Annotated in this window: 6 protein-coding genes; 2 read left to right on the forward strand and 4 right to left on the reverse strand. The window is 64.0% G+C overall.

Annotated elements, in window-relative coordinates:
* Positions 1-16 precede the first annotated feature (16 nt).
* On the forward strand, positions 17-550 hold the full coding sequence (locus AC3IQ7_RS22365; RefSeq protein WP_489207355.1) for a phage tail protein: 534 nt from the start codon (positions 17-19) through the stop codon (positions 548-550).
* A gap of 48 nt (positions 551-598) precedes the next feature.
* Positions 599-1,132: a phage tail protein gene (locus AC3IQ7_RS22370; protein ID WP_322429426.1), complete on the forward strand. Its 534-nt coding sequence runs from the start codon at positions 599-601 to the stop codon at positions 1,130-1,132.
* Positions 1,133-1,197: 65 nt separating this feature from the next.
* Here AC3IQ7_RS22370 and AC3IQ7_RS22375 read toward each other — a convergent pair whose 3' ends face one another.
* The 4 genes from AC3IQ7_RS22375 to AC3IQ7_RS22390 form a co-directional block, all read right to left on the reverse strand.
* A complete protein-coding gene (locus AC3IQ7_RS22375; protein WP_322429425.1) occupies positions 1,198-1,491 on the reverse strand; it encodes a DUF6916 family protein in 294 nt (97 codons plus the stop codon).
* A 166-nt stretch (positions 1,492-1,657) separates the two neighbouring features.
* On the reverse strand, positions 1,658-7,813 hold the full coding sequence (locus tag AC3IQ7_RS22380) for a putative Ig domain-containing protein (RefSeq protein WP_489207356.1): 6,156 nt from the start codon (positions 7,811-7,813) through the stop codon (positions 1,658-1,660).
* 715 nt (positions 7,814-8,528) lie between these two features.
* On the reverse strand, positions 8,529-10,541 hold the full coding sequence (locus tag AC3IQ7_RS22385) for a S9 family peptidase (protein ID WP_489207357.1): 2,013 nt from the start codon (positions 10,539-10,541) through the stop codon (positions 8,529-8,531).
* A 253-nt stretch (positions 10,542-10,794) separates the two neighbouring features.
* A complete protein-coding gene (locus tag AC3IQ7_RS22390) occupies positions 10,795-11,349 on the reverse strand; it encodes a hypothetical protein (protein WP_489207358.1) in 555 nt (184 codons plus the stop codon).
* Positions 11,350-11,826: the final 477 nt, after the last annotated feature.

Raw genomic sequence — 11,826 nt, forward strand, 5'->3', positions numbered from 1 at the left:
CTTACGGAGCATAGTCATGACCACACCCTATGTCGGCGAAATTCGCCTGTTTTCCTTTCCCCGCATTCCCAGCGGCTGGTTCGCCTGCGACGGCAGCCTGAAACCGATCTCCGAATACGAGGTACTGTTCGTCCTGCTGGGCACCACCTACGGCGGTGATGGCGTCACCACCTTTGCCGTGCCCGACCTGCGCGGCCAGGTTCCCCTGCATATGGGCACCGGTCCCGGCCTGAGCAACCGGCCCATCGGACTGAGAAGCGGCAGCGAATCGGTGACCTTGCTGGCCACCCAGCTTCCTACGCATACGCACCCGTTCAATGTGAACAGCACCCTGGCGACGGCGAATGTGCCAGCAACCAACCTGCTGCTGACGGCCCCGTCGAATAACGACAAGATGTACACGAGCGATCTGACCGGCCTGAGCGCCTATGCGCTGGCAACCACCGCCACGGGCGCGACAGGCGGAAACCTGCCGCACGAGAACACCATGCCGACCCTGACCGCCTCATTTTGCATCGCATGGGCAGGCATTTTCCCATCGCAGCAATAACAGCCGGCACGCAAGCGCAGCCACTAACATCGATCAGGAGAACCTACCGTGACATCACCATACATTGGCGAGATACAAGTCTTCGGCTTCAATTTCACACCCTACGGTTGGGCCAGCTGCAATGGCGCCACCCTGCAAATCCAGCAATATAGTGCCCTGTTTTCATTGATCGGCACGCAGTATGGCGGCAATGGCACCACCACCTTCCAGCTGCCCAACTTCACGGGACGCGCTCCCTGCAGCCAGGGACAAGGACCAGGACTGACACCGCGCGTGATGGGCGAAACCTTCGGTAGCAACAGTGTCACGTTGAACGTCACGGAGATCCCGAACCACACCCATCAGCTCAATGTGTACCGCCAGCCCACCGCCGGCCTGCAGCACAACACACCGCTCAGTGGCGATGGCTTGATTGCGCTTGGCGGCACGTCCGCATTCGTGCCGACGACGCCACCCAATGTCACGCTGGCCCCTGCGGCGATCGGTACCGCTGGCGGCGGCCAGCCGCACGAAAACCGCCAGCCGTTGCTGGCGGTCAATTTCTGCATCGCCCTGCAAGGCGAATTCCCGTCGTTTGATTAAGTTGGATTAATCCAGGCAGGCGGCGCCATCGCGGCGCCCGCCCTGCCTTTCTCCCCGTACTGGCCTCAGTTAAACACTGCCTGGTACAGAAAGCCGTGGCTGTCACGCGCCACCGGCACCAGAAAGATACCCACCTCGCCAAACGCCTCATGCTGCATCTGGAAGATTTTCTGGTTGAACAGGATGGGCGAGCTATTGTGAAACAGCAGGCTGAACGGCTTGCGCATCAAGCCCTCCAGGGTCGCTGTCGGCAGCGGGCGCACTTCCTTCAGGACAAAGGCGGCATTCCCGTCAGCGGCCGCAACAAACGTCTCGTTGACGCGCGCGGCAAAATGTTCGAGGGTCAGTACATTCATCATTCCAGGTATTCCATTCCGTAAGCAGTGTGGTCAAGACGATGCCTGATTCTAATGGAATCATTGCCGCCCTGGCACGGCAATGACATGAAAAAAACAGGCGTCACATGCGCCACGGGGCGGAAGCAAGCTGCTCCCGCCCCGTGGCGTCACTCCGTGATTCGCAGCCCTACTTGAGCGGCATGGCGATGCCGAACATCACCGACTGGGTCCGCCCGCTATCGATGTTCAGATTGCTGTTGTAGTCCAGCGTAATCGTCATGCCGTTCGACAGCAGCAGTTTGACGCCCAGCCCGGCCGCCCAGTTGCCCGTCTGCTGCGGCACCGTGCGGATCACGTACACGGGGCCGTCGGCCACCAGGTCGGCATACGCCAGGCGCGCATCATCGGCGCCCTGGAACTGGTGCCGGTACTCGAGCCGCGCGCGCGGGAACCACGTGCCCAGGCCGCCCACATAGATGCCCTCGGCCCGCACACCGAGCGCGCCGATGCGCGAACGCACGGTCTGCTTGAAGTAGCTCAGCGCGTTAATGCCCGCCGCCTTCTCCGTGTACGGATCAAGCTTGGCCGACATCAGTTCCACGCGGCCATACGGCGACCACATCCAGGTTTCCTGGCGCATCTCGATACCGCCGACAAGGGCGCCGAACACCTGCTTGCCGTCGCGCTCGCCCGTGGCGAAACCGCTGCCATCGGACAGGTAGCGCGAGGCGTCGTACTGCAGGGTGCCGTAGCCGAGCACGCCGTCAAGGAAGACGCCCTTGCTCGGACGCAGGCTGCCATACACAGCCGCCACGGCGCTGTCGGCCGTGCTGCGGCTGCCGTTCTGGCCCACGTCGCTGCGATCATGGCTGAAACCGGCGCCCACGCCCAGGGTGGCCAGGTCGCTGAGGCGGTAATCGCCACCCACGCTGACACCATTCGTGCGGAAGCGGAAGCCCGTCTCGCGGCCATTCACATAGTGCTGACCGAAATCCACCGCGCCACCGAGCCACAGCGACAACGCCTGCTTCTGCGTGTCCGGCTTTTGCGGCATGTCCGGCAAGCCCTGCGTGGCGCCGCTGACATCAACCTGTTGCCGGTCGCTGCTGAAACCCGTGTCAGGCTGGCGCAAGGCCGCCTTGCGCATGAACGGTTTCACGGCCGCGCCAAACACGCGGTCCGCTTCGTCCGCCTGCCAGCGCGCCAGCGCCGCCGTCGGGTTACCGCTGTCGTTCGGCGGCGTCAGGCTCAGGCCAAAGCTGGAACGTCCCCAGCCATCGCCATGCAGGCTTTCCAGGCGCTGCGTGAAGTTCGACAGCTGCGCGCTGGCGAAACGCCGCGCCGCATCGGCTTGCGCCGCCTGCAGGCCGATCACTTCCGGATCGACCGACGGGTCGCGCCGCGCCGTCACCGTCACGTTGACCACGCCCGGTTTCGAGGTGGCGAAGGCATTGCTCAGGGTATAGCTGACGACGGCCGCACCGGCAAACTTGCCCGAAGCCGCAAAGCTCAGCTGGTACGACGGCTTGCCGGCCGTGCCCACATCGCGCACCACCGCCTTGCCCGCTTCCGCCGGCGCCACGCTGAGTACATTCGCCGCCGTGAACGGGCCGCCCGTGGCGCCCGCCGTCAGGTCGACGGTGACCGTCAGGCCGGCCACCACCGTGGCGCTCTGGCTGAGTACCTGCGGCATCGGATTGACGGCAATCGTCGACGTCACCGGCGCCGAGGTGCCGAACGCGTTCGACACGGTGTAGCCGATGCGGATGTCGCCGCTGGTGTTGATGCCTGGCGTGTAGACGATGTCCAGGCCATTGACCACCGCCGTGCCGCTGGCCGGCTGCGTGGTGATGGCCACCGCCGTGAACGGCCCGCCCGTCGCGCCTTGCGTCACGTTCAAGGTCACCGGCGTGCCGGCCAGCACTATCGCCGTCTTGGCGACCGGTACCGGCACGGGCTGCGGCGCCACCGTCAGGCTGACCGTGGCGGGCGCGGACGTGCCGCCCGGACCCGTCGCCGTGTAGCTGAAGGCGTCAGGGCCGAAGTAGTTCGCATTCGGCACATACGACACCTTGAAAGAGCGGCCGCTGCCGCCCCCCGCCGCGCCGCTCGCAACCACCGTGACGGTCCCGTGCTGCGGCGGCGTGACGATGGTCACGTCCGTGATCGGGCTGCCATCCGTGGACGCGATGGTCAGGCTCACTTCCTGGTTCGCCGAAGTGGTCGCCGTTTCATTCGGCACCGGCGGCGGCGCCTGGTTCACCTGCAAGGTCAGCGCCTGCTGCACCGTGAACTGGTGCGCATCCTTCGCTTGCAAGGTAAAGGCAAAGCTGCCCGCCACCGTCGGCGTGCCGCTGACGATGCCCGTCGCCGCATTGAGCACCAGGCCAGTCGGCAAGGCGCCGCTGCTCAAGGAGTAGACGTAGGGTGCGATGCCGCCGCTGGCCGTGAATGTCTGGCTATACGCGTCGCCGGCGCGGATCGCCGCCAGGCTGGCCGGCGTCAGGGTCAATACCGGCGCCGCCACGGCCAGGGTGTAGCTGTTGCTGGCGCTAAATGGCGCGCCCAAGCCCGTGCTGCTGTCGGTGACCTTGATGCTGAATGTAAAGCTACCGGCCGCATTCGTCGTACCGGACAGCACGCCGGTGGCTGCGTTCAGGCTCAGGCCAACGGGCAAGGTGCCCACCACGGCATAGCTGTACGGCGCCGTGCCGCCCGTCGCCGTCAGGGTCGTGCTGTAAGCCGCTTCCGCCGTCGGGTTGGGCAAGCTGGCCGGAGCCAGGCTGACCGTCGGCGCGCCCACGGTGACCGTCACGGTGCCGGGAGCGGACGTGCCGCTGCCATTCGTGGCCGTGTAGGTAAAGCTGTCGCTGCCGCTGTAGCCTGGCGTCGGCGTGTAGGTGATGCTGGTGCCGCTGGCCGTCGCCGTGCCGTGCGCGGGTACCGCTGCCACGGCCACCGAGACCGCCGCGCCTCCGCCCAGGTTCAGGGTGATCGGATTGGCGCTGCTGCCGTAAGCCACCGTGGTGGTCACGGCGCCAGCGACGGGCACGGCGATCGCCACCGTGCCTGAATAGGCATGAACGCCTGCATACGGTCCGCTGCCGGTGCTGCTGTCCGTGGCGGTGATGCTGAAGGTGTACGCTCCCGCCGTCGTCGGCGTGCCCGACAGGGTGCCGTTCGCCGCCAGAGTCAGCCCCGCCGGCAGGCTGCCGGTGGTGACGGCATAGCTGTACGCTGCCGTGCCGCCCGTGGCGGTGATGGCCTGGCTGAAAGCGACGCCTGCCGTCATTGTCGGCAGGGTCGACGGCGCAACACTGACCGTTGGCGACGCCACCGTCAGCGAATAAGCCCGCGCGCCAGCATAGGGACCGCTGCCCGTGGAACTGTCCGTGGCGCGCACGGTGAAGTTGAAGGTACCGCCGGCCGTCGGCGTGCCCGCCAGCAGACCGGCACTGGACAGGCTCAGGCCGGACGGCAAGGCACCGGCGCTGATCGCATAGGTGTATGGTGCCAGGCCATTTGCGGCCGTCAGGGTCTGGCTGTAGGCCGCGCCGACTGTTCCACCAGCTACGCTGGTTTGCACTATCGTCACCGTCGGCGTGCCCACGGTGATGGTCACGGTGGCCGCGGTCGAGGTACCGATCCCGTTCGTGGCCGTGTAGGTAAAGCTGTCCGGCCCGCCGTAACCGGCCGTCGGCGTGTAGGTGATGCTGGTGCCGCTGGCCGTCGCCGTGCCGTGCGAGGCACCGGAAGCCACCGCCACCGAGCTTGCCGCGCCACCGCTCAGGCTCAAGGTGATCGGGTTGGCGCTGCTGCCGTAGGCTACCGTGGCGCTGACATTGCCGGCAATGGGCGCACCCGGTGCCACGCTGCCGGAATAGGCGCGTGAGCCAGAGAAGGGAGCGCCTGCGCCGGTGCTGCTGTCGGTAGCGGTAATGGTGAAGCTGTAAGCGCCCGCTGCCGCCGGCGTGCCGGACAGGGTGCCGTCCGCCGCCAGGGTCAAGCCGGTGGGCAGGCTGCCGGCGGTAACGGCATAGTTATATGCTGGCGTGCCGCCCGTGGCGCTGACGCCCTGGCTGAAAGCGACGCCTGCCGTCATGGCCGGCAGGGTCGATGGTGCGATGCCGACCGCCGGTGCCGCCACCGTCAGCGAATAGGCACGCGCACCGGCATACGGGCCGCTGCCCGTCGAACTGTCCTCGGCGCGCACGGTGAAATTGAACGTGCCTGCCGCCGTCGGCGTGCCCGACAGCAAACCGGTGGACGTATTCAGGCTGAGTCCGGCTGGCAGGGAACCGGCGCTGATCGCATAGGTATAGGGCGCGGCGCCGTTCGCTGCAGTCACGTTCTGGCTATAGGCCGTTCCCACAGTTGCCGGGGGCACGGTGCTTGGCGTAATCGTGATGGTGGGTCCGCTGACCGTGATCGTGACGGTGGCCGGTGCCGAGGTGCCTACGCCATTGCTGGCCGTGTAAGTAAAACTGTCAGGCCCGCCGTAACCTGCCGTCGGCGTATAGGTGATGCTGGTGCCGCTGGCCGTCGCCGTGCCGTGCAAGGCGCCGGAGGCCACGGCCACCGACGTTGCCGCACCGCCGCTCAGGTTCAGGGTGATCGGGTTGGCGCTGCTGCCGTAGGCCACCGAGGCGCTGCTGGCGCCAGCAACTGGCGCACCGGCCGCGACCGTGCCGGAATAGGCGCGCGCGCCGGTGTAGGGTCCGCTGCCGGTGCTGCTGTCGGTGGCGGTGACGGTAAAGCTGTACGCGCCTGTGGCCGTCGGCGTGCCGAACAGGGTGCCGTCCGCCGCCAGGGTCAAGCCGGTGGGCAGGCTGCCGGCAGTGACAGCATAGCTGTACGCTGCCGTCCCGCCGCCGCCGGTGATGGCCTGGCTGTAGGCGACGCCGGCCATCATTGCCGGCAGGGTCGTTGGCGCGATACTGATCGTGGGCGCCGCCACCGTCAGCGAATAGGCGCGCGCACCGGAATACGGGCCGCTGCCCGTCGAACTGTCCGTGGCCCGCAAGGTGAAGTTGAAGACGCCGCCCGCCGTCGGCGTGCCCGACAGCGTGCCGGTGGCGGTATTCAAGCTGAACCCGGCTGGCAAGGAACCGGCGCTGATCGCGTAGGTGTACGGCCCCGTGCCGTTCGCGGCCGTCACGGTCTGGCTGTAGGCCGTAGCGACGCTTCCCGCTGGTACGGTGGAGGGTGCAATCGTGATCGTGGGGCCACTGACCGTGATCGTCACGGTGGCCGGTGCCGAGGTGCCGATGCCGTTGCTGGCCGTGTAAGTAAAACTGTCAGGTCCGCCGTAACCTGCCGTCGGCGTGTAGGTGATGCTGGTGCCGCTGGCCGTCGCCGTGCCGTGCGAGGCGCCGGAGGCGATGGCCACCGATGTCGCCGCACCGCCGCTCAGGCTCAGTGTGAGCGGATTGGCGCTGCTGCCGTAAGCCACTATGGCGCTGCTGGCATTGGCGACTGGTGCACCGGCCGCCACCGTGCCGGAATAGGCGCGTGCCCCCGTGTACGGACCGCTCCCTGCGCTGCTGTCGGTGGCGGTGACGGTAAAACTGTATGCCCCGGCTACCGTCGGCGTGCCGGACAAGGTGCCGTTCGCCGCCAGGCTCAAGCCCGCAGGCACGCTGCCGGCAGTGACGGCATAGCTGTACGCTGCCGTCCCGCCGCCGCCGGTGATGGCCTGGCTGTAGGCGAGACCGACTGTCATTGCCGGCAAGGTCGTCGGCGCGATGGTGATGGTGGGCGCGGAGACCGTCAGCGTATACGGGCGCGTGCCATTGATGGCCAGCGAGTCGGTGGCGCGCACGGTGAAGTTGAAGGTGCCGCCCGCTGTCGGCGTACCCGACAGCACACCGCCAGCACTCAAGCTCATGCCAGCCGGCAAGGCGCCAGCGCTGATGGCATAGGTGTACGGTGCCGCGCCCCCCGTCGCCGTCATGGTCGTCGTCGGGTAAGTCAGGGCCACCGTGGCATTCGGCAGGGTAGCCGGCGACAGCACGATGGCGGAGGTGATCGTGACGTTGTACACGATGGGCTGCCCCACATCATCCCTGACGGTAAACGTGTCCGAGGTCGCGCTGAGATTGGTATTCCGGTAGCGCACGGCATTCGTGGCATTCGAATCTTCCAGCGTGCCATACAGCGGAGCCACCAGGGTTCCCGTCAGGCCGAACTGGGAACAAGGCGCATTGGTGTAATCCTCGTAATACTCTCCCCCCGCTACGATGCTGACGGCGCGCGGGCTCGGGCAGGTGCTGGCGGCGGAAGCCTGGCTGGAAAAAAGGAACAGCAAGACAAATAGCAAAGTTCCCGCCAGGTACATCAGCATTGACGGCGCCAGACCTTGGGCAGGCGGCGCGCCATGGACTCTGGCAATGCAGCCATCAACACCCCGGACGGGCGTGGATAGCCATCCAAATTTCGTGAAATTTAGAAACATTTGTCTTCCCTCGATACATTTATCTTGGCGCTGGGCCTGGTACTGATAACGGTCATGGCTAACCTGCACGCCGATGACAACGACCGCCAACAGGACTGAAGATGGCTTTCCAGCATGATTGAACCTTGCTTTAAGTCAATCTATGCTACTACGACTTACAAAGAAAGCAACTATAAAATATTATCAAATAGGGAAGTTTTTAATGAAAATCAATTGTTGCCAAAAGAGTGTATTTATTTAGCAACAAATATGAAAAAGAAAGGCGCATGGATGGCTATATTGACCAACTCGCCGTGAACCATGCTGGCGCGGCCCGACGCCAGTTTTCCCAGGCAGCAGCAAGGGTTTTCCGCCCGCTCTCCCGTCCGGTATGCTCTGCGCCACAGCAGAAATCCACCTTGCACGGCGGATTTCTGCGGCGCATGGCTGCCGCGTCATCGGCAGTGGCCGCATCGAATGCGGCCTCGCACACCCCGCCATCAGTTGTACGCACGCAACGCCGGAAGCTGTCACATTGCAAGCCACCGGCGCGGAACTTCTTGTCAGCGGGCAGCACGGCCTGCCCGGCAGATTGCCCCGCAGGCCGCGCCACATGCTGGCAGCGTTACTGCATTGCCTGCTTCAACCCCGGCGCGAACTCGGCGCCATGCTTGATCTGCGCAGTGGATGCCTTCAGGGTGGCGCCAATCGGCTCGGCGCGGCCAGACAGGCATTGCCCCAGGAAGTTCTCCGTCACCGCATTGAAGGCGATGTTGTTGACGGGCCGGGCAAAGCCATGGCCTTCATCGGGAAACAGCACATACGTCACGGGAATATTCTTCGCCGCCATGGCCGCCACGATCTGGTCCGATTCAGCCACGTTGACGCGCGGGTCGTTCGCGCCCTGGCCGATCAGCAGCGGGCGCTGGATGTTCTGCGCAAAGTTCAGCGGCGAACGCTCCTTGAGCAGCGCCTTGCCCTCTTCCGTGGTCGGGTCGCCCATGCGCTTGTAGAACTGCTGCTTGCCCGCTTCCCAGTATGGCGGGATGGTTTGCAGCAAGGTAAACAGGTTCGACGGGCCGACGATGTCGACGCCGCAGGCAAACGTCGTCGGCGTAAACGCCATGCCGGCCAGGGTGGCGTAGCCGCCGTACGAGCCGCCCATGATGGCCACCTTGTCGGCCGTGGTCACGCCGCTCTGCACCGCCCACTGCACGGCGTCGAGCAAGTCGTCATGCATCTTGCGGCCCCACTGCAGGTCGCCGGCCGAGATGAATTGCTTGCCGAAGCCCGTCGAACCGCGGAAGTTCACCGACAGCACGGCGTAGCCGCGGTTGGCCAGCCACTGGTGATAACCATTGTAGCCATACGTATCGCGCGCCCACGGGCCGCCGTGCACCAGCAGCACCATCGGCACCGCCTGCGAAGGCGTGCCGCCGGCGCCCGCCTTCGATGCCTGCGGCAAGGTCAGATAGGACACCAGGGTCAGGCCGTCGCGCGCCTTGATCTGCTGCGCATACATGGGCACCAGCGGCGCGCCTTCCAGTTCCGGACGCGTCACATACAGCCGCGTCAGCTTCTTGGTCTTGCGCTCATACAGCCAGCTCGATGGCGGCGCCGTGATGGCATCGACGCTTACCAGCCATTTATCGTCAGCATCCGTGCGCGACGTCACCGTGAACTGGCCCTTCGTATTTCTCTTCAGGAAGGCCAGGTCGCCTTTCAGCTCGTCCGTCAGCGGCAGATATTCCTGCTGCAGATAATTGACCGTATAGGCTTGCACCCGGCCCGTGCGCGTGTCGTACAGCGCGTCGGCGATGTCGGTGCGCGGGTCTTGCGCCACCACCGTGGTCTTGCCGCTGGCCACATCCTGCGCCAGCAACGCCGAGGTATTGCGGCCGCGCGAATCGGTCCAGTACAAGGTCTTGCCGTCGACCGTAAAGCCCAGTGGCGACGTGGTCTGCGCATCTTCCAGGCCGACTTCGGCCAGCGGCGTGCTCTCGACCTTGCCATCGGCCAGGCGGAAATACTGCATGCCGCCATCGGCGCGCGCCTTGCTGGCGATGCGCAAGTTGAGCAGTTCATCTGCGACATAGCCGCCATAGCCATCGTTCTGCTGCACCAGGGTCAGCTTGCCGCTGGCCAGCTCCAGGCTGTACACGTCGTGCCAGCGCGCATCGCGGTTATTGATGCCGACGAGGATGCGGTCCTTCACCTTGCTGCTGATCTGGACTATCCGCACCCGCGTCTTCTCGAACGGCGTGTAGTTGATCTGCTTGCCGCTCGCCACGTTCACGCCGTACAGCAGGAAGTTTTCATCGCCGCCCTTGTCCTGGATGAACAGCAGGGTCTTCGAATCAGGCGACCAGAAGCTGCTGCGGATGGGCCGCACCTTTTCTTCCGTCAGCGGGCGCGCCTGCGCCAGGTCGCCGGCCGGCGCCACCCACACATTGAGCACGCCATCGCGCGGCGCGATCCATGACAGCCACTGCCCGTCGGGACTGAGCTTGCCACCGGACTTGCTGGGATTGCCAAACAGCTTGGCCCGCTCGATCAGCGGCGTTTCCTTGGCAGGGACTTGGGCGTGCGCCGGCAGTGCGCCGGCGAACAACAGGACAGGCAGGACATAGCGGATCATGGACACCTCATGGTTGATGAATGAAGGAAAACTTCACACGTGCATGTGCCAGCAGATCATAGGCCAAAGCAGTATTGCCAGGTTGACTACGCGACAGGGAACGGAAATCAAGGGACAGGATGGGGGAAACGGGGAATGAAAGGCAAAGGCAGGCGCCGGCAAAAGCGGGCTGGCATGCATGGCACACGCAATAATCCGACGTTCTGCGATGGCTTGAATGACTGGTCAGGCGGCTGCATTGAATTGCATGGGGTCAGCCGACCCGAACTTGAGATGCGCCGGCATCCAATATGCGAAACAGGAAATCTTCAACTGCGCTCACCGGCGACGAGCCAAGATCAACCGTCACTCTCCAGCCCGCGTCTGTGGGTTCCAGCTCAGACATGAAGTGGACGACGCCGAAAAGGCCTTCTGCAGTAGCTACATTTTCATCGTCGGTATCGAACCACTTCAGGAACCACGCCTGAAAAACGTCTGAAACGGCCTCCTGGCTCAGGCCACGCACTTCGAGCGGCATCCAATCCCACACGAACGGTGCAAGAACCACTTCACCCGCACCCGACGCAAAAGTGACTGCCTCAAACTCCAACCGGGTCTCGGAGTCGACTTGAATCGATTGACCCGCAGCGGCCCCTTCCATTGGGATGACGTCGGCTCTGCAAGGAAGGCCGAGTGCGCCTTCGACGGCCAGCGATCCATCGCTTTGCCTGTATGCCGGCTCCACATGCGATGCAAGCTGCGTGGCGGCCCGTGCCAAGGTGCCGATGTATGGCGTGCGAACAGCGGTAAGAAATTCGGAAATCGTCATGGTGGCGGATGTAAGTTCAGACAAAATATGCAGGACCGTTTGACCGCCGCATGGCGGCCGGTAGCAGCCATCGGCATGCGGCGATGAGAAATCATACGTCACGTAAACGGAAAAACCCAGTACCGATATTATACAAACGTATAATACAGTACTGGGTTTCTAGACAGCTTGCGCTGTAACTCCTTGAATCTAATGGTCGGGGCGAGAAGATTCGAACTTCCGCCCCCATGCACCCCATACAAGTATTCAATCTATTCAACAAAATTCATCCATTCCCACTTGTGGCATAATTCCCTTTATATTCAACAAGTTAATAAACACTCCTGGGTCACAGATGTTCAGCCTGTTTCAACTACTGCCATGAACTCTGTGTACATTCAAGTGTACACAGTGATGAGGATCATGATATGGCATTGAACCATAAGCTACTGCGAAACCTAAAAGCGCGAGACGCCCGCTATGAAGTTGCAGACGCGG

The sequence above is a fragment of the Janthinobacterium sp. GL_088 genome (genome assembly GCF_057837845.1).

Coding starts and splice junctions, on each gene's coding strand:
- AC3IQ7_RS22365 (WP_489207355.1), top strand. CDS start 17: ATGACCACACCCTATGTCGGCGAAATTCGCCTGTTTTCCTTTCCCCGC.
- AC3IQ7_RS22380 (WP_489207356.1), bottom strand. CDS start 7,813: ATGCTGATGTACCTGGCGGGAACTTTGCTATTTGTCTTGCTGTTCCTT.
- AC3IQ7_RS22390 (WP_489207358.1), bottom strand. CDS start 11,349: ATGACGATTTCCGAATTTCTTACCGCTGTTCGCACGCCATACATCGGC.
- AC3IQ7_RS22375 (WP_322429425.1), bottom strand. CDS start 1,491: ATGATGAATGTACTGACCCTCGAACATTTTGCCGCGCGCGTCAACGAG.
- AC3IQ7_RS22385 (WP_489207357.1), bottom strand. CDS start 10,541: ATGATCCGCTATGTCCTGCCTGTCCTGTTGTTCGCCGGCGCACTGCCG.